Source organism: Paracoccus sp. PAR01 (assembly GCF_014851995.1).
GTDB classification, from domain to species: Bacteria; Pseudomonadota; Alphaproteobacteria; order Rhodobacterales; family Rhodobacteraceae; genus Paracoccus; species Paracoccus litorisediminis.
In genome coordinates this window covers 19935-39296 of the sequence record NZ_JACVAW010000004.1, presented here as the reverse complement: position 1 = coordinate 39296, position 19362 = coordinate 19935, and the positions used below count along the sequence as shown (strand labels likewise).

15 protein-coding genes are annotated in these 19362 nt (G+C 71.0%); all 15 read right to left on the bottom strand.

Annotated elements, in window-relative coordinates; translation table 11 throughout:
- Positions 1-4: 4 nt before the first annotated feature.
- Positions 5-2428: a hypothetical protein gene (locus tag IB235_RS09155; protein ID WP_192336459.1), complete on the bottom strand. Its 2424-nt coding sequence runs from the start codon at positions 2426-2428 to the stop codon at positions 5-7.
- Positions 2425-2823: a GPW/gp25 family protein gene (locus IB235_RS09150; RefSeq protein WP_192336458.1), complete on the bottom strand. Its 399-nt coding sequence runs from the start codon at positions 2821-2823 to the stop codon at positions 2425-2427. Before IB235_RS09150 ends, IB235_RS09155 begins: the two co-directional genes overlap by 4 nt.
- Positions 2824-2834: 11 nt before the next feature.
- Positions 2835-3311: a hypothetical protein gene (locus IB235_RS09145; RefSeq protein ID WP_155039411.1), complete on the bottom strand. Its 477-nt coding sequence runs from the start codon at positions 3309-3311 to the stop codon at positions 2835-2837.
- 8 nt (positions 3312-3319) lie between these two features.
- On the bottom strand, positions 3320-4048 hold the full coding sequence (locus tag IB235_RS09140; protein ID WP_192336457.1) for a phage baseplate assembly protein V: 729 nt from the start codon (positions 4046-4048) through the stop codon (positions 3320-3322).
- 10 nt (positions 4049-4058) lie between these two features.
- Positions 4059-5204 (bottom strand): hypothetical protein, encoded by a 1146-nt coding sequence (locus IB235_RS09135; RefSeq protein ID WP_192336456.1) that lies wholly within the window; start codon positions 5202-5204, stop codon positions 4059-4061.
- 2 nt (positions 5205-5206) lie between these two features.
- Complete coding sequence (locus IB235_RS09130) at positions 5207-5485, bottom strand: hypothetical protein (protein ID WP_155039408.1); 279 nt, start codon at positions 5483-5485, stop codon at positions 5207-5209.
- Between the two features lie 13 nt (positions 5486-5498).
- On the bottom strand, positions 5499-6179 hold the full coding sequence (locus IB235_RS09125) for a hypothetical protein (protein WP_192336455.1): 681 nt from the start codon (positions 6177-6179) through the stop codon (positions 5499-5501).
- Positions 6176-6445 (bottom strand): hypothetical protein, encoded by a 270-nt coding sequence (locus IB235_RS09120; RefSeq protein WP_192336454.1) that lies wholly within the window; start codon positions 6443-6445, stop codon positions 6176-6178. The genes IB235_RS09125 and IB235_RS09120 overlap by 4 nt, the downstream gene beginning before the upstream one ends.
- Positions 6442-8337, bottom strand: a complete 1896-nt coding sequence (locus IB235_RS09115; RefSeq protein ID WP_192336453.1) for an ATP-binding protein — start codon at positions 8335-8337, stop codon at positions 6442-6444. The genes IB235_RS09120 and IB235_RS09115 overlap by 4 nt, the downstream gene beginning before the upstream one ends.
- Positions 8334-9488, bottom strand: coding sequence for a Pvc16 family protein (locus IB235_RS09110; protein WP_192336452.1), 1155 nt, complete (start codon positions 9486-9488; stop codon positions 8334-8336). Before IB235_RS09110 ends, IB235_RS09115 begins: the two co-directional genes overlap by 4 nt.
- 3 nt (positions 9489-9491) lie before the next feature.
- Complete coding sequence (locus IB235_RS09105; protein WP_192336451.1) at positions 9492-10481, bottom strand: hypothetical protein; 990 nt, start codon at positions 10479-10481, stop codon at positions 9492-9494.
- On the bottom strand, positions 10481-11224 hold the full coding sequence (locus IB235_RS09100) for a hypothetical protein (protein WP_192336450.1): 744 nt from the start codon (positions 11222-11224) through the stop codon (positions 10481-10483). The genes IB235_RS09105 and IB235_RS09100 overlap by 1 nt, the downstream gene beginning before the upstream one ends.
- A gap of 16 nt (positions 11225-11240) precedes the next feature.
- Positions 11241-11741: a phage tail protein gene (locus IB235_RS09095; protein WP_155039401.1), complete on the bottom strand. Its 501-nt coding sequence runs from the start codon at positions 11739-11741 to the stop codon at positions 11241-11243.
- A gap of 9 nt (positions 11742-11750) precedes the next feature.
- A complete protein-coding gene (locus IB235_RS09090) occupies positions 11751-13658 on the bottom strand; it encodes a phage tail sheath C-terminal domain-containing protein (RefSeq protein ID WP_192336449.1) in 1908 nt (635 codons plus the stop codon).
- A 334-nt stretch (positions 13659-13992) separates the two neighbouring features.
- Positions 13993-19341, bottom strand: a complete 5349-nt coding sequence (locus IB235_RS09085; protein WP_192336448.1) for a CHAT domain-containing protein — start codon at positions 19339-19341, stop codon at positions 13993-13995.
- Positions 19342-19362: the final 21 nt, after the last annotated feature.

The window sequence follows — 19362 nt, the reverse complement described above, 5'->3', positions numbered from 1 at the left end:
GGGATCACCCTGCGGTTTCGGGGGCGGGACCGGCGATGACGAAGCCCTCGCCGGTCGGAATGGTGTCGGTGCCCAGCACGGCTATGGACAGGCGGCCGGTTTCGGGGCGGGCCTCATCGCCAAGGAACTGCGCGATCTCGGTCGGGCCAAGGGCGATGACCGGGGCGACATCGGGCGCACCGGCGCGGCCCAGCGGGCGAAAGATCTCGGCCTTGACCGCGCCGACCTGCGGCAGTCGCGCGACATGGGCCAGCAGTTCCGACAGGCGGATCGGATCGCCAAAGCCCCGGCGCGAGGGGTGAAAGAAGCCGGGCCGAACGGCCGAACCCGGTGCCAGCGCCTCGCGCACCGCGCGGCGGATCAGGGCCGCGCCCGCCTGACCATGCGGGCAGATCAGCAGGCGGATATCCAGCGCGACGTAATCGGGCTGGCCCAGCACATGTTCACGCCCGGCCATGCGCAGCCGATCCAGCCGGGCATGAACGGCGGCCGAGGTGGCGCCGTCCAGCGCCTCGCCCTGATCCGGGGCGCATAGCACCAGCACCGTGTTGAAGATGCCCCCCAGCGCGGTCGCGGCGGCGCGGGCGACGCCTGGCACATCCTCGGCGGCGCGGGCGTAATCGCTGGCGGTGACGCAGCGGGCGCGGTCGGGATGGCGGATCGATTCCGGGATCAGGGCGCGCGCCACCTCCAGCGGCACGCGGCCCCGGCCGCCGGTCGCGGGCAGCAGGTTGGTTGCGGCCAAGGGGGCCAGCGTCGCGAAATCATCCGCCGCACCCGCATCATCGGATACCGGCGGGCGCAGTCCGGTCAGGGCAAAGGCCCCCAGATTTCCGGCCTCGGGTTCGCCCTGCCGCCAGTCCAGCCGGATGCGGCGGTCGGCGGGCTGGACCCCCAGCGCCACCCCGTCCGAACCGGGCGGCAAGGGCAAAGCATGGCCACGCGTGCCGTCCCCGAACATCAGCCAGACCGAGCCGTCCTCTTCGGTTTCGACCGCGAAATGCCGGTCAAAGCCCGCGGAATTCATCAGCGAGGGCTGGGCCTGCCAGATGTCGGGACCGACCGTCAGCCGGACCGAGGGCTGGCCCGCGTCGCACAGCACCTGCGGTCGCGGCGTGCGCAGGGCGCGGATCATCACCGTCCCGGTCAGCGGGTCGGTGGCGGTGACCAGATCGGCGCGTCCGGTGCCAAAGCCCAGATCCGCGCCTTCGGCATTCGAGGCGCTGATCGGTTCGCCATGCAGCGCCTCGACCAGGTTGGCGGTCAGGATCATCGGCGCGCCCGCGGGGTCGGACCACGGGCGGAAGGGCAGGGCCAGCGGCGGGTCCAGCCGCAGTTCGGTCACCTCGCGCGGGGCGCTATGGGCGGGGTCAGCCGGACTGGCCGCCCAGCCGGGCAGCAGGATTTCCGCCAGATCGGTGATGCGGGCGACATGGGCGGCGCGGCCCTGCGTCAGCGCGATATGCTGGCCGGGCAGCAGGTTCGCGCCCCAGCCCCACAGCAGGATGCGCGCCGTGCCCGCAGGCAGGACGGCATCGGGCGCGCCCGGCCATGCCGCCAGCGCCAGTTGCCCGCGATCCGTGTCCCGCGCCAGCCCCGGATTCCACGCCGCATCCAGCAGCGCCGGTTCGGCGCTGACAAAGGTGGCGGTGATCCGGCCCATCGCCTCCTCGCGGACGAAACGGGTGCCGGCGGGCAGATACCCGGCGCGGCCCGCAGGCAGGTCCACGGCGACCACGGCGCGGGCGCTGTCGCCCTCGTCCAGCGCCAGCCCCAAGGCGCGGGCATGGCGACTGATCGAGACGCGTTCCCGCGCGGTGTCGATAAAGGCTTCCTGCATGACCCGGTCCTGATGCAGCGACAGGAATTCCCCGGCATAGGCCAGCAATTCCGACAGCATCACCTCGGTCGAGGCCGGGTTGGCCGCCGCCCAGTTCGGGTCCGAGGCCAGCGCCCAATCCTGCATCACCTTCAGAAAGCCCGCGTAATCCTTGGTCGCAAGGTCGATGGCAGGTTGCGGCCCCGGCGGGGGCGGCGGTGGGTCGGGCTCATGACAATCGCCCGCCGGGCAGGCGATGAAGAAATCGAAATCCGAGCGGGCAAAGAACGGGTTCAGCGGATCGTTGCCCCCCGACAGCAGCCGCACCTGCATCGCGCCGCGCGGGCCAAGGGCGGCAAAGCGCACCGCGATCAGCCCGTCCCCGTTCGAGACCGGCAGCACCTCGGCCGGATAGGGGCTGCCATCCGGGGCAAAGACCGCCAGATCCGCCGCCGTCAGCCCCGATGCCGCCTTGGCCAGCGTCACCAGCAGTTCCACGGCATAGCCGGCGGGTGCGGGGTCGGCAAAGCCAAGCGCGGTAATGCCCTGCCAGCCGGGGGTGATCTCGGCCTCGGACCATTCCAGACCATAGGCGCCGGGTTCGGTCATAGCACCACCTCAAGCCGTTCGGGGGCACGGTCGCGTTTCAGGGCATAGTCGATGGTGACAAGGATGCTGCCCTGATCCTCGCCCTCGGATACGGTCAGGTCCTCCAGCAGCACCTCGTCGCCAAAGACCGCCTCAAGGCTTTCGCGGATGCGGTATTCGATGGCCGACAGCGCCAAAGGCGAGATGTTCTGGAACACCTGCGCATCCAGCCCGGCGCCAAAGCGGGGGCGCATGACCCGTTCCGCCGGGCGGGTGAACAGCACCGCCATGATCCGGTCGCGGACATGGGTGCGGAAATCGCCGGTCTCGGACAGGCCCTCGCGCCGCAGGCCGGTGCCGGCGCGAACCAGCGGCGGGCCAAGGGAAAAGGGATCGGCGATGAAGCGCGGCGACATGTTCTGTCCCTTCAGGTCACGGGTGCGGGCGGCATGGGCGGCGGGAATGTCACGATGGCGGACAGCGCCTGCAATTGCAGGGCCTGCGCGATCAGGTCGGCACGGGTCGATTGCGGCGATTGCAGGTCCGACAGGGCCGCCGTGATCGCCGCCCCTGCAGCGGCGGTGGCGGCGGGGGGCGCGGCGACGCCGGGGCCAAAGGACTGGCCTGCGACATAGGCCATGAACGACAGCGCGATCCCCTGACCCATCGCCGCCGCCGCCCCCGATTGCAGCACCGGGGTCAGCTGCGATTGCAACTGGCCCTTGCGGGCGGCTGCCGTGGCGCAGGGAATACCCGCCGCCATCGCCTGCCCGAACCAATCCGCAATCGCCCCGCCAAGCGCGCGGGCCGAGGCCTGCGCGTCATCGGCAAACGGCCCGTCCTGATCACGCGGCAGCCAGTCGGCCTGCAGCGACTGCGACAAAAGCGCGGGGATCAGCGGCATGGGAACCCTCATTTCGTCTTGGACACTTGGCTGAGATGGCTGGAGGTCATCGGGGATGCGGGCGGGCCTGATGGCCCGACCCCGGTCGGATGGGTGTGGCTGTTGAACATCTGCATGAAGCTGTTGCCAAGGATCAGCGCCTCGGACCCGCCATCGCCCAGGGTGATCTTGTCGGCCTTCAGCGTGATTTCGCCCTGACCCGAGATGCGGATTTCCGCGCCCGAGGCCTCGGCGATGACGATCAGCCCGCCATCATCGTCAAGGCTGACGACATGGCCGGATTTGGTGCGCAGGATATACAGGCCGGGCTTGGCCGGACCGTCCGGGCCTTCGGGGGTCTCGGCCCCGGTTTCCGTGCCCAGATCGTCCTGCCCGCCGCTGCTTTCGGGTGCGCCCCAAAAGGTGCCGGTCCAGATCGGGCGCATCGGATCGCCCGCCTCGAATTCGATCCAGACGGTGTCGCCGACCTCGGGCAGGGCATAGAAGCCACGGTTCTTGCCGCCGCCCCAAGGCAGGCAGGGCAAGGCCCAACCGGCCTCCTGATCCATCCCGAACACCTCGGGGACGCGGGCGCGCAGGCGGCCAATAGATTTCGGATCGTCGCGATTGGTGACGATGCCGGCATATTTGCCCCAGAAGGTCGCGCGCCCCGCCTCTCCGATCAGATCGGAGAGCGCGCGCAGGATCTCGGGCGACAGCCCGCGGCCCGGATTGATGGGGTTCGAGGGGCCGCTCATGCCGGGCTACTCATGTTGGCGGCTCCTCTTCGGCGGATTGGCCGAATTCCTCGGCCCCGCGCCGTCCCAGCGCGTTCGAGACGGCGGTGAAGCGTTGCAGCAGGTTCCCGTCGGCCAGTTCGGTCTGGACCTCGCGCACGTAATGGCTGCCGCCCAGCCGGTCGCCGACGCCCTTGATCAGCACGCAGCGATGGGCGCGCAAAAGCCCGCGATAGCGCGCCGGGTCCAGTTGGCCGCGCGCCTCAATGCTGAGGTGATCAGCCTGCCCGCGCCCGCGCGCATGCGCCGTCAGCGCGGCGTCGCGGGGCAGCGCGCCACGCAGGAAACGGATCGACCCGGTGGCCCCGGCCCGCGCCAGACCCTGCGCGGCATCCCCCGCCAGCAGGGCTTCGCCCAGCAATTCATCCTCGGCCTCGCCCGTGGCGTGGACCAGCCGCTTGGCCGGGCCGTCAATGGCATGGGCCAGACGCTTTTCAGGGCGGTCCAGCGCGATGGAAAAGTCGATCCAGTCCAGATTGGCATTCTCGCGCAGGATGGTCAGGTCGGGCTGCGGCGGTTCGTCAAAGCGGCGGGGGTGGAAATGGCAGATGGGATCGCCGCTTTGCGGGTCGGGCTCAAAATAGGTGACAAAGCCGTTGCGGCCCGCCAGATGGCGCAGGAAGGACCAGTCATCGGCGCGCTGGATCAGCAGCATGTCATCGGCGGCCAGTTTCGCATCGGTGGCCTCGGATTCCAGCCGCAACCCGTAGCGCCCAAGGATTTCCGAGGCCGCGTCGCTGTCGCCGGCATCGGGGTAGCTGGCGACGCGCTCCTCGGCGGCCAGCAGCATGGCGGCGTCGCTGGCCAGCACCTCCAGCCACGAATTCGCCTCGGGTTCCTCGAAATGCGGGCGCAGATGCGACAGATGCCCGGTGAACATCGCCTGATCCGAGCCGCCGGGCGCCGCCAGCACCAGCCGGATTTCCGCCCCCGGCTCGAACGGGCCGGAATCGAGCAGGTCATAGGTGCCATCCGCGCCCTGCCGCAGGCCAAGACGCAGCGCAAGGCGGGCGGGCGCGTCATCGGCCTCGGTCAGATCAAAGCCGGTGATGCGGCCCATCAGCGCCGCATTCAGCCGGTTGCCGTCGATCTGGATGGAAAAGCGCGGTGTGGCCATGGCTATTTGTCCGGCGGGATGGCGATGGCCATGCCCGGCACCACCGCGTCGAACGGGTCAAGCGCGGCCGCTGCATCGGCGATGCGCCACAGTTTCAGCGGGTCGCGGTAATAGCGCGCGGCCAGCGTATCCAGCCGGTCGATATCGGTCGCGGTGGCGGCAAAGACGGCGGCGCGGGCCGGGCGCGGCATCGGCGCGATCAGTTCCACCAGCGATCCGTCGGCGCGCTGCCATGGCACGCGGGGGGCAGTGGCGTATCGGCTTTTTCGGTCCACGGCCATGCGGTTGCCCTTTCTATTGCGGCAGGTTGATCGAGGTGCCCTGATCGGCGGTCGTATCCAGATAAAGCCGCGCCATCTTGCGGCGGTTCGCACCGGTGAAACCCAGCGAGGATTTCACCCGTGCATTGTCGCGGGCCTCGGCATCGCCCAGCACTTCCAGCCCGACCTCGACCTCGGCGCGGACCGGGTAAAGCATGCCGTTGAAGAAGGTTTCCGCGATCGACATGCCGGTGATCTTGACCGGAACCACGCGGCGCTCGCCCCAGATGAACAGGACGATCGGGCGGCGGCCACGGGCGCGCACCGGTTCGCTGCCGTCCGAGGGGGCCTCGGATTCGGATTCGATGGGGTAAAGCAACTCCTCCAGCGCCGAGATTTCCGGCAGCACCCCGAATTCGACCGGCAGGGATGATTTGGCCTCTTCGCGCTCGGCCAGATCGAAGCGCAACAGCACGCTGAAGCTTTCCTTCAGCGTCCCCGATGAGGCATCCGCCCCCTGTTCGCCGCTGCCCGATTGCGCGCCGCTTGCGGGCGCGGCGGCGCCGCCGGTTTCCGACTTGGCCTGTTCCAGTTGCAATTGCCGGGTCAGGCTTTCGGGGTTGAAGCGGAAGGGGATAAAGCCCGACATGACGGCGCTGTCATCGGGATTGTAGACGGCGAATGCGCCGCGGGTGAAGTTGATGGCGTCACTCATCTTGCGTCCTCCCATGCGGCGCGGATCGCGGATTCCAGACGGCGGGCCAGTTCGGTTTCGGCACCGGGGGCCAGCAGCGCGCGGATTTCGCCGAGGTCCAGCCGTAGGTGGTCCAGTTGCGCCGGGCCGCTGCCGGGCCGGGCGGCAAGTTGCTGCGCCACCTGCGCGAAAGCGGCCTCGATCACGGCGCGCAGGCGGATGGCGTCGCGGGGGCTGGCGCCCTCGACCGTCAGGGTGGCGATGTCGATGGACACATCCGGGGTCATGGCGCGGGCTCCAGCCAATGGGCCAGCGGGCCCAGATCCTCGGCCCCGCGCGGCAGGCCGGATTTTTCCAGCTCGCGCAGGATGGCGCGGGCCAGATGGCGATGGCTCAGTCGTGCGCCCTCGGCAGCGGCCAGATGGGTGGCGGCGACGGCGGCATTGCGGATATTGCCACCGGCAAAGCGGAAGCGTTCAGCCAGCATGGTGATGTCCAGATCGGGGTCGCGCCAGTCGGGCAGGGGCAGGTTGCGACGCCACAGGGCCTCGCGCTCGGCCTGCTGGGGCATCGGGAAATCGACGATGAACTGCATGCGCCGGGTAAAGGCAGGATCCAGATTGGCGCGCAGGTTGGTGGCCAGAACGGTGATGCCGTTAAAGGTTTCCAGCCTTTGCAGCAGGAAGCCGACCTCGATATTGGCGTAGCGGTCATGGGCGTCCTTGACCTCGGAGCGCTTGCCAAAGACCGCGTCGGCCTCATCGAAGAACAGGATGCCGTGGCCCGCTTCGGCATCGTCGAAGATGCGCGACAGGTTCTTTTCCGTCTCTCCGATATATTTGGACACCACCTGCGACAGGTCGATCCGATACAGGTTCAGGCCCAGCTCATTGGCCAGACAGCGGGCGGCAAAGGTCTTGCCGCCGCCGGGCGGGCCGGAAAACAGCAAGGCCAGCCCCTGCGCCTCGCCCGCGTCGCGGGGCAGGCCCATCGTGGTCCAGACGCGGTTCTGGCTGCGCCGCCACGCGATGGCGTCGCGCAGCTGGCCCATCGGCTCCGGCCCCGCGACCAGATCGGTCAGCGTGACACGGGTGCGCAGCGTGGTGACGAAAGGCCCCATCCGCCGCGCCCCCGCCGCGCAGATGGCGGCGGCAAAGCGGTCGGGGGCTGCGTCGGACAGGGTGTCCAGCATCTCGGCCTCGTGCCGGGTGGCGATCAGTTCCGACAGGGTCAGTTGGAAACGCGGGGCAAGTTCGGCGGCGGTGGCGGGGTCGATGCCCGCGGCCTGCCATGCGGCAAGGTTTTCGGCAGGGGTAAAGGGGCGGGCGTCGACGGCCCGCAGCGGACCCGCATCGAAACGGTCGGGGGCCAGCAACACCAGATCCCCGCCCGAGACGCTGGGCAGCCGAGGGGCCGCATCCAGCGCGAACAGATCGACGACCAGCAGGGCCGCGCCGGGTTCGGGCAGGGGGATGTCCTCGCCGGGGCGCAGCTCGATCAGCTCATGGCCTTTGGCGGGGGTCAGGGCGGCCAGATCGCAGGCCAATTGCCGGGCCATCCGGCGCGAGGCGCTGCGCAGCCACAGCACGCCGTCGCTGGCAAGGATGCGGGCCCCGGCGCGGGCCTCGCGCGCAAGGATCGGGGCATGGGTCGCGGTGACAAAGCGCCCGCGCGGCGGGGGGGCATGGCGAAAGGCGCGGGCGCGGCCAAGCGCCGACAGCCGCAGCCCCCATTGCGCGGCGGGCAGGGTCGCGCCGGGCGGCGCGGCCAGTTCCAGCGCGCCCCCCTCCTCGGCGGCGGCCAGCACCGTCGCCAGCGCCGCGTCATAGTCCAGACCCAGACCGGCCACCGCGATCCGGGCGAAGGTCGCGGGCGTCGGCAGATGCAGCGCCGGGTTGTCGGCAAGGATCGAAAACGCCGCCGCCGCATCGGGGTAGCGCTCAGACGCCAGCGCTGCCGCCTCGGCCCATGCGGCGGGCGACAGCGGCATCTGCGCGGCTTGAGCGGCCAAGTCCTGCCAATCCGCGCGCCGGTTCGACCAGCCGTCGCGGCTGTCGGGCAGGGTGTCATCGCGCGAATCCTGCAGGTGATGTCGGACTGCCAGCAGTGCCGCCTGATGCATCCAGTCGGCGGCGGGGGCGGCGGCGGGGCCGGGGCAAAGGGCGCGGGCCTCGGTCATGGCGCGACCTCAAGCAGCACCGCCGGAGTGAAGCGGTTCTGACTGATCCGCAGCGCGACCAGATGCGGGATCGCGCGCAGGCCCGCCGCATCCAGCAGCGCCCGTGCCAGCGTGACCTGACCCGCGACCGCGGCAGTAGGGGGCAGGTCGATCACCTCAAGCGGAGAGCGGATGCCCCGCGCGGGCCACAGGAACACCCGCTGCGTTGCCGCCAAGGCCGCGCCGGTCAGGACTAGATCCGCGCCGGTGGCCAGCGGGTCCGTGGGCGCGTCCAGCGCCGCCAGCCCGGCGGTGATGCTGACCGGATGCGGATCCGAGGCTCCATCCGGCCCGATCAGCGCCACATCGACGGCCCCGGTCGCCCCGGCGGCCGGATAGGTCGCAAAGATCCGCCCCAGACTGTCGGGCCGCGCGATCTGGCCCGGTCCGGGGGCATCGGCAAAGACCAACACCTCGGCCCCGATGCGCAGCGCGGTGGCATTCGCCGCCTGCGCGCTGTCAAGACGCAGCCGCCGCCCCGCCCCCAGCGGCGCGGGGTGCAGCGCGGTGATCGCGGGGCGGGCAAGGGGCGCAGGCCCGGCCAGCCGGACGCCGCCCGGCGCGACCAGATCGGGTGCGGGCAAGGGGGCGTGCAGGCGTTCCAGCTGCACCGGGCCAAGTTCGACCAAGGCCCAAGGGCGGTGGCGCATCTGGAGGGGGGTAAAGATCTTCTCCATCAGGTCGGCGGCGACCGGAACCAGCGTCACGTTCATCCGGCCCGAGCCGGGGACGGGGTCGATATTCGGCGCGGCGGGGATCGGCAGGGCGATGTCGGGGGCGGTCTCGATCACCTGCAGGGCCTGACCCAGCCGGTTGATCGCCTGCACCGGCTCGCCCGCCGGGGAATTGCCATAGGCGGTGACCACGAAATAGGCCGAGAGCGACAGCGGCGGTGCCCGGCGCTGGCCATCCTCGGCCAGATACCACGGGTCGTTGCGATGGGTGGGCTGGGGGGTCACCCACAGCAGGGAAATGCGGATCGCCTCGCCCTGCGTCGTGGGGTTCTCGATCGGCGGGGCGGCGGTGATATCGGCCAAGGCGGGGGCGATCCGGGCCCGCAGATGGGCGGCCAGCGCGCGGCCCGCGTCATGCAGGTTGGTAAAGCGCGCCATCGCCTAGCCTCCGTCCGGGCGAGGGATGGAATGGGTGCGGGGTCCGCGCCGCATCACCGGGCCAAGCCGCGAGGGCGCAGTCTGCGCACCCGGTCGGCTGGGTTCAGGCCGGGTGACGATGGTCAGCGCGCCGATGCTGACCCGCAGCCGGGGCTGGGCGGGGGGCGGCTGCGCGGGCAGCGCCGGGCCGGGCGCGGGGGCAGGACGCAGCATGGGCGGCGCGGGCGGAACGGGCGGCGCGGCGGGGCGCAGGGCCGGGGGTGCAGGTGGCTCAGCAGGGGTCGCGCGCGCCTGAGGCTGCGAAGGCGGCGGCGGCGCGGGCACTGCGGGTTCGGGCTTGATCCGGGCTTGCGGCGGGGGCGGTGAAGGTTCCGGCGCCCGCAGCCCCAGCCGCGCGGCGGTGGCCTGAAGCCGGGCGGGATCGTCGGGCAGGCCAAACGCGGGCCGGGGCCGGGTGGCGGTGGGCGCAGCCTGCGGCGCGGGCGGTTTGGGGTCGGCGGGCGGCTTGGGCGCGACAGCGGCCTTGGCGGTGACAGGCGGCAGCGCGACGGTCTGTGGCGCGATGGGCGGCGCGGCTTCGACCGGAGCGGGGGGCAAAGGCGGGGCCTTGGGTCGGGCGGGCGGGGTCCTGTCGACCGATGGCGGGGGCGTCGGCTTTGGGTCTGGGGCAAGGCGGCGAGAGGTCTCGCGGCGCTGCGGCGGCCTTGGCACCGGCTTTTCGACCGGCGGCGGCTGGTAGTCGGGCTCGGGCGGGGGTGGCGGCGCAGGACGCGGCGGCGCGGGGGCGCGTTTCGGGGCCGGATCGGGCGCGGGCCGTGGCGCGCTGTCAGGGGCGGCGCTTGGGGTGGTTTCGGACGGCGGCGCGCTTTCGACCGGATCTGCGGCAGCCCCGGCTGCGGCTACGGCGGCGACAGGTGCGGCGCTGGCCGGGCACAGGCCGATCGGCGCGGCAGGTGCTGGCCCCAGCAGGGCCGAGAGGCGCGGTCCCAGCATCACATGCCTCCGATGCCGGGCCAGCCGGTCGCCACATCGCCCAGCGTGCGGCTGGCCATGATCCGGCGCAGGTAGTCCTGACGGCGGGCCAGCGGCAGGGACAGGATCTCGGCCTGCGACCAATGATAGGTGAGGGCGATCAGATGCACTTCGTCCAGCAGGCGCGCGGCGCGGGATTGCAGCTCGGCGTCCAGATAGGTCGCGACATCCAAGGGCAGGACCAGCGCCGCGCCGCAGGCGGTGCAGGTGCTGGCAATCTCCAGCCCCAGCCCCGAGGCCGCGCTTTCCAGCGCCGCCACCACGCTGCCGCGGTCGGGCCGGGCCAGCCGCCGGGCGGCGGCATCGGGCGTCAGGCCCATGGCGGAGGCCAGAAGCGCGGTCAGGGCGGTTTCGCCGGTCAGCCCGCGCGCCTCATGCGCCAGCAGGTCGCCAAGGGTCAGGGACAGGGCGCGGCCATCCAGCACGGGTGGATCACCGGGCGCGCGCGGCAGATCGGCGGCCGGAAAGATCAGCGCATTGCCGGTGCCGCAGGCCTCGCAATGGGCCTCGGCGTCGATGCGCGGGCCGATCAGCGCGGCGCGCAGATCCAGCAGCAGCGCCTCCCATGCCGCAAGGTCCAGCGCCGCCAGATCCGGCGGCCCTTGGTTCAGATCCGCCGCCAGCCGGGCCAGCCGCCCATGCGGACCCATCCCCGGCGCGGGGGCGTGAAAGGCGATCTCGTCCTGTCCGCAAAGGCTGCGCATGGCAGGGCCCCGCGCCCTAGCTTTCGGCCGGCTCGACGACGGATTCGTCCAGCGCGAAGGTCTCATATTCGACTTTCAGCGTCTGGATCGCCACGGCATTGGCATTGGCGTCCAATTCCGGCAGGGCCTGAAACTCGCTGGCCCAGGCGCGGATCAGGTTGAAGGCCATGACCGGGGTGCCCTGCATGTTCAGCACCTCGACCCGGACCGATTTGCGGTAGTTCAGCAGGCTGTTTGCGGCCTCGCCCTGCGGGTTGTTGACCTGATTGGCCCATTCGAGGAACTGGCGGTCATGGGTCAGACCGGCCTCGAATGTGACCGGCTCGAACTTGGTGCGGCCGGGCATCTTGCGCACGATCCCGGCATCGGCGGCGGCGCGCCATTCGATGGCCTCGGTCGCCTTCTTGACCGCCGACATCTTGGAGAGTGCCGCGACGATGCGCCCGTCCCAGCTGACCCGGAAGCGGAAGTTCTTGTAGGGGTCGATGCGATGCGCGTTGACGTTGAAGGTCGGCATGCTTGCCTCCTATCGGCGGGTGATCTGGCTGAGGGTGACGATGACGAATTCCGCCGGGCGCAGGGGCGCAAAGCCCACCTGCACGTTCACGACCCCCGCCGCCTGATCGTCGGGCGTGGTGGTGTCGGCGTCGCATTTGACGAAATAGGCCTCGCGCGAGGTTTCGCCGGCAAAGGCGCCGTTGCGGAACTGCGCCTCCATGAAGGCCCCGATCGAGGCCCGCAGCGCCGCCCACAGCCTTTCGTCATTGCCCTCGAACACGGCCCATTGGATGCCGTTGAAGATCGACTTGCGCAAGAACATCGCGGTGCGGCGCACGTTGATGTAGCGCCATTCGGTCGAGGGCCGCCCGGTGCGCCCGCCCCAGACCACGCGGCCCGCGCCCGGCACGGTGCGCAGCGCGTTCAGCCCATGCGGGTTCATCCGGTCCTGATCGCGGTCCAGCACCTGAATATCCAGCCCCACGGTCCCGGAAATGGCGGCCTCGATCCCGGCCGCGACCTTCCAGACCCCGCGCCGCCCGTCGGTGCGCCCGTAAAGCCCGGCGACATGGCCCGCCGAGGGGATGGCGCGAACCGGATTGCGGCCCAGTCCCGCCGGGTCGGGCACCACGATGCGCGGCCAGTAAAGCGCCCGGAAATCCGAACCGGTGATGCCGTTCCTTGCGTGATCGACCGCCGTGCCGACCGGGTCGGCGCTGGCATTTGATCGCGGCGCGTCGGCGACAAGGAACAGATCGCGCTGGGGCCGGGCCTCGACATAGGTCAAGACCGCGTTGACCAGCCCGTTATATTCGGCGTCGGTGGCCGCGTTCAGCAAACCGTCCGAAGCGCAGACGATCAGCGCCGCATCGTCGATTCCGTCCAGACGCGACAGCGCGGCGGGGTAATTGGCGGCACCGAATGCGGCATTGCCGCCGGTCGCGCCCGCCAGTTCCACCCCCGGCGTGGTACCGGTGGTCAGGCCCAGATTGCGCGGGCGGAAGGCCAGCGGCGGATCGACATTGCCCCAGGCCAGATAGGCCGAGCGGGCAATCTGGTCGATCAGGTATTTCTCATCGGCGGGGTCGGGGGACAGGCCCTCGAAACGCTCGACCTCGGTGAAGTTCGTCTCGCCCACGGGGCGGTAATAGACGGTCAGGTTGAAGCGCGCCGGGTCGCCATCGGTGCTGTCGGTCAGCGCCGCGCGCAACCCGTTGCCCCAGATCCCCGGCCCGCGCGCCCGCAGGGACGAGCCCCCAGCCGCGCCTGCGGGCGGCAGCAAGGTGCCGGCGGGACCGGCGGCGATATTGGTCGGGCGGATCGCGGGTCCGGCCCAGCGGATGTCCGGGTCCGCCGCCAGCCGGGTCAGGACGTTGTTGGCATCCCCCGCCACCGTGGTCAGGTTGGTGAAGGTGGGATTGGCGGCGCGGTCGGCAAAGGTCGCGCCATTGTCGGTGGAAACGCGCACCGTCAGGTTGAAATGCTGCGGATCGGCATCGGTCGCATTGGCGATGATGATGCGGATCTGTTCATTGGCGGCGGGCGCGCGGGCCTGCACGATCCGCGCCCTTGCCCCCCCGGCGGCGGTCAGGTTGATCGCGCGCTCGGCGTCCAGCGCCAGCTGCGCCACGGTCGCGGCGGCATTGCCCACTCCGGGCACCAGCCGCAGCACATAGGCGCGCGGGCCGCCGTTTTCGAAGAATCCCCGCACCGCATAGGGCATGAACAGCCGCGCCGTCCCGTTTGCGCCGTCATTGCGGAAATAGCCGCCGAAGATGCGCTGGAACTGGATCTCGGACGAGATCGCGGTGGGCGTCGCCGGGCCACGCTCGGTTTCGCCGACAAAGATCGTGACGGCGGTGGGCACGGCCTCGATGGCACGCGATCCGCCGGGGGCCTCTCGGACATAGACGCCCGGAGTCAGGGGGGTGGTCATGATCCATGATCCTTGCTGCTGTCGGCAACGGATCGCGGGGGACAGAAGCCGGGGCCGAGGCCGAATGCCCCGTCCCGCCCGCGCTGGCTGCGACGATGTAAGAACTTGGGTGGTCCGGCCTTCCGGTCCGGCCGCGTGGCCGGGGCAGACATGCATGGCCTGGGGGCCAAAGCGGCCCTTGCGGCAGGAAAGTCCTAGAAGCGACGGGCAAAGACGCCCGCCATGACCCGGATCGGGCGGGGCCGACAAGGGCCGGGCCAGAGGGGCGGAAAAGTGGATCGTCCTGATACGCAATCAGGATATGACATCCGGGATTTGAGTCAACCCTGCGGTGTCATGGCCCCACCCCGCGCATCGTTTCCAGCAAGGCTTTCAGCGGCTGGGCCAGCGGTGCATTCGCCCGCAAGGTGGCATGGGCCAGCCGCATGGCCGCCAGCAGGTCGCGCCGGGCGACGGGGTCAAGCCCCGCGACCTGCGCCGGGCCGGGCAGCAGGGCGGGATCGGCCTCGGACAGGGCGCGGATCAGCGGCCATAGCGGATGCGATGCTGCCGCCATGGCCTGACGCATGGCGGCCTCGGACAGTTCGGCATTGGGCGCTCGGGCCAGCAGCAGGCGGCCCAGCAGGGCGCGCAGCCGCAACTGGTCCAGCGCCGCATCGTCGCGCCCAGCGTCCTGCGCGATGGCCTGATCCAGCACCATTAGCATCGCCTCGAGCGCCTTTCTGCGTTCGGGCGCGGCGGTGGCAAGGCTGGCCTGCCGCTGATGCAGGTCCGCCAGCAGGATCAGGCGGCGCAGGCTGGCCCCGCTGCTGCGGTTGAGGGCCTCAAGCACGGCGATGGCCGGACCCAGATCGGGACCGTCCTCGCCCAGCCGCAAGGGCAGCCACAGCGATTCCTGCAAGGCGCTGACCGGCATCGAGGGGGTCTCGGCCATGGCGGCCTGACGATAGCTGTCGATGGCAAGGTCCAGACGTCCGCTGGCGGCATAGGCATCGCCAAGCGCGCTGATCAGGTCCGAGCGGCCCTGCCAGCCATATTCGCGAATGCGGGCGGCGATATCGTCCACCCGGTCCAGCATCGGCGTGCTGCGGGCGGTTTCGGCCTGCAACAGCGCCAAGGCCTCATTGGCCGAGGCCGGGTCGGGCTTGCGCTTGTCGGGGTCGCGGCGGTCGTCGGTCAGGGTAAAGCCGGGATGGCCGTAGCATTGGTAGGCCCCCCAGGTATTGTCGCGGCCACCGGCATCGATGCTGGACTGGAAGGTGGCCTGCCGCGCGTCCTTCAGCGCCGCGCCCAGATCCGCCCCCGCGCCGATCAGGCTGTAGAAGGTCGCGGCAAAGCGCAGGGCGGCGCTGTCATCGACCTGCCAGCCGCAGGCGATGACCGCCGGGCAGCCACGCTCGATCAGCCCCACCGCAAGGCTGGACGCAAAGCCGGGCCGGTCGCGGCTAAGCGCGGCCGAGATCTGATCGGCCTCCGATATCGCGCCCAGATGGCAGCAGTTGAGAAAGAACAGGTCGGGCGGCTCGGGCAGTTGTGCCAGCAGCGGGGCCTCCAGCACGTCCAGCGGCGGCGCGCCCAGTACGATGCCGGTCATCGGCGGCTCATCGGTCCGGGGCTGCCAGTCGACGACGCCGTGCCCGGCGACATGGATCACGCTCCAGCTGCGCGAGAACAGTGCCGCGACCACGTCCTGCGGCTGGGCGGCCTCGCCGATCAAGCGCTGGACGGTATAGCCATTGGCCTCCAGCTGCGAGGCGACGGTCTCGGCCTCGCGCCGCGCACCGGGCAGCATGGGCAGCGGGCTGCCGCCGCCGCGCGGATCGCCGATGACCAGCGCGCGGCGCTGGCCATGCCGGCGCGGCGGCGCGGGGCGACCCATCTGCGAGACCAGCTGCCGCAGCACCCCGTAACGGACCGAGGGCGGGCGCAGCAGCCCCGATACCAGCCCGTCCTCGTCCGCGCGGCGGTCGTCCAGCATCTCCCATGGGATGGCGGCGCTTTGGCGGTCCAGCACCAGCCGCAGGTTGCGATCCTCAAGGCTGTGCTGTTTCAGCCGCGCCGGCCACAGCAGTTCGAACAGGGTGCGCCCCGCCGACATGCCGCTGGCATCGCCGCTGCCCGGCTGGCTGGGGATCTGGGCGGCGAAATGGCGCACCAGACGGCGGTTGGTGGCGACGGTCTCGGCCTCGACGCGGGCGCGGCCATCGACCAGCAGGTAATGCAGCGGCCCAATGGCCGAGGGCGGCGCGCCGGGCTGGCCGGACGGGTCGGGGGCGGTGATGGTGATTTCCATCCAGCTGTCGGGATTGGCCTCGGGGCCGGTGCGGCGATAGCGGCCCTCGCGTTCCTCAAGCCGCCCGGCCAGCTGGAAGGTGCCCTGCATGCGGTCGACCCGGTTCCGGACGGCGTGCCATGCGGTCACGGCGACCTGCTCGACCGCCTCGATGACCTCGACCTCGCGCAGTTGCAGGCTGGGGTCCAGCAGCCGGTTGGCCTGTTCGACCGCGTTGAGCAGCGCCCAGACGCTGTCCGCGACCGAGACGACGCCGTTGCCGCTGCCCACCAGCACCGCCGAGACCCCCAGCGGCGCGGCCAGCGCGGTCTGGCTGGGCGTGTCGGGCGGGGTCGCGTCCGGAGCCTCAAGGCGGGCGGCTTCCTCGCGGCGGCGGCGGTCGTCCACGGCATCGGCATAGGCCAGCAGCCCGTTGCGGATGGTGCTGGTCAGCCCGCCGGTGGTCAGCCCCGAGGCGACGCCCAGACCGACGACGATCCCGCCAGTAAAGGCCCCGACCACATCCGCCCCCGCCACCGGCCCGCCCGGCATGAAGCGCAGATGCACGTCATTGTTGCCGATCAGGCCGGGATGCAGTCCCAGCCGGTTGCGCCGGGTCAGGCGTTCGTTCAGCCGCCCGTCCAGCGTCCTTTCGGCGCCGTTGATGCCGTCGCCCAGCGTATGCCCGACAAGGATCGGGTGGCGGGCATGGCGCAGGTCGCCATGGACCATACGCACGACCACGGCGCTGGGGCGGTCCTCCTCGATGGCGGCGGGGGGGCGACCGCCCATGACCATGGCCAGCAGTTCCGGGGGCGAGGGGATCATCGCCAGTGTCTCGGGGGCGGTGGCCTTGCGCGTGGGGGCGGCGGCATCGGTCGGCTCGCCCGCCGCATCGCGGGTCGCGGGCTGGCGGGCCAGCCGGTCGGTCCGCCCCTCCAGCAGCAATTCGGCGATGGCGGGGTGCAGGCGGCGGTCCTTGGGCAGATCGCCATGCGCGGCAGGGGCGAACCAGACCGGGACATCGGTGGGGATGCCGGTGCTGTAAAGCACCGTGCCATCGCCGCGCGGCGTGCTGGTCATGCGCAGGTCCGGCCCGTCCGGCCTTTGTCCCGCCGCGAAAAGCTGATCGCAGGTCGATCCCATCCCGGCCAGATACAGGCAGCGCCCGGCGGGCAGCCCGGCCCGGTCGGCCATCAGCCGCCAGAACTCGCGCGCCTGCGTCAGCGCCGCCGAATCCAGCGGCTGATCCCCGGCCAGCGCCGCCCATTCCGAGGGCTCCAGCAGGTTCGGCGGCAGCAACTGCACCGCGCCCGGCCAGGCGCGCAGGATGGCGGCGATCTGGGACCGGTCTTGCGACAGGCTCAGCGCGGCCAGCGCCCGCACGGTGGTGCCATGCCCCAGCAGCGCCAACGCCATCGCCAGTGATCCGCCATTCGGCGTCCCCAGCATCAGGAACCTTGAGCCGGGCCGGGCAAGGAAACCCTGCATCAGGCGCGTATTGGTCAGCGCCACGCGCGCCAGCAACCCGCCCATGGAATGGCCGACGATATGGATCGGGCGGCTTTCATCCTCGGCCAGCCGGTCCAGCAGCAGGCGTGCGACCGCGGCCCCGGTGGTCTGGATCGGCAGCCGCCAGTCATAGGCCAGCGTCAGGGTCTGGTGCGTCGTGCCCAGATAGTCGCGCAGGCCCCCGTAATAGGTCTCGATCACGCCATAGGGGCGGATGGGCTTGCCCATCGCCAGCTCACCGATGCCGCCGGTGCAGATGCCCAGCGGATTGCACCAGATCAGCCGGTCCTGCGTGCCCAGATGACTGCCGGAAATGCCGGGCAGGATCACCGCCAGCGGCGCGCCGCGCCCGCGCTGGACGGCGGGACCGGGCATGGCGACGACGCCGTCATTGGCGGTCTCACCGGCGGGCTGGGCCGCGCGAGAGCGCTGGATCACCGGTTCCTCGGCGCTGCGCAGGCGCAGTTCCGGGCTTTGCCATTGCCCGGCGCTGGCCGGATCGCGCAGCCCCGCCAGCAGCCGCCCCGCGGTCAGGCCATTGGTGAAATAGCGGAAATGACTGACATTCTGGCCCCGGTCCATGACCAGCGCCGCGCCGCGCGTCATCGCAGGATCGTTGACGCCGCCGGTCATCGAGCCGGTATTGACCACCAGATCGTGGTCGCTGCCGAAAAACGCATCCGCGAACCAGATCCCCAGCCGCTGCGTCACGCCCGAGGGCTCGATATCGCCGGCGATCACCACCAGCCCGTCGCTGGCGCGCAGCTTGCGCGGGCGGTTCAGCACCGACAGCAGCGGCGAATATTCGGGCGCCATTGCGGCGATGCCGGGCAGCGCCTCGGGGTTGTCGCGATTGGCCGAGGCCGCCAGCGCCAACCGATGCAGCCCGTCGACCAGGTCGCGGGCCTCGTCGCCCGCTGCCACCGCACCGAAGCGGGCGGCGTTGAACAGCAGGTTCAGCCAGCGGTCCAGCCGCCCCCCGGCAAGGCTGGTGCCGCGCGCCGGACAAGCCACCCGGACAAAGCGGGCGATCGACAAATCCTTCTGGGCCAGCGCTTGGCCGAGCGCCTCGATCCGGGGCTGATCGGCGGGGGCAAAGATCGCCAGATCGTCGCGGTCAAGGACCGAGCCGCCCTGCCGCTCGGCCAGTTGCGACAGCGCGATCAGCTCTCCGACAAGGCCGCCACGGCTGTGGCTGACCAGATGCAGCTGCGCCCGCTCGGGCAGCAGGTCCAGCAGGTCCTGCGCGTTCTGGACCGGGTCCAGCGACAGGGTGCGATGTTCATAGGCGATGATCCGGCCGGGATAGATCGCGTGAAGCTGGGCCCAGATCTCGGGGCGGTCCTGCATCAGCCGCCCGAATGACCGCTGTGTCGTCGATGCCGTGCCATGCAGGAACAGCAGCCACGGGCGCCCGGCGGTGATTTCCTGCAAGGTGATCGGGGTCAGCGCGCCATCCATGCCCCAGCGGCGCAGGCCCATCCTTGCCTCGGGCCCCTCGAAGTCGCGCGCGACGGCCTTGAGGTCGCCATCGACCTTCAGCACCGACAGGCGCTTCAGCGGCCAGTCCAGCAGGCCCCGCGCCGGGCCGTCGCCATCGGCTGATGCGGGCAGGACCAGACCGCGCAGATACAGGCTGTCCTCGGCCCCGGCCACGCCGCGTTCCATCGCGCCGCTGGGGCCAAGCTGTTCGGCCAGCTCATCCTCGCGCAGCCACAGAAGCGCGCCGTCGGCGGTCTCGATTTCCAGCAGCTCGCCGGGGGCAAGGTCCAGCCCGACCGGACCGGTTCCCGCCCGCGCCGTGGTCAGCCCGACGCTGTCGCGAACCGTGACCCCGGCCACCGCCGCCGAGTCCGAGCCGCCGGGCGGCAGCTTTTCCCCCTGCACCGTGATCTTCATTGCCGCGCCCCCGCCGGGGAC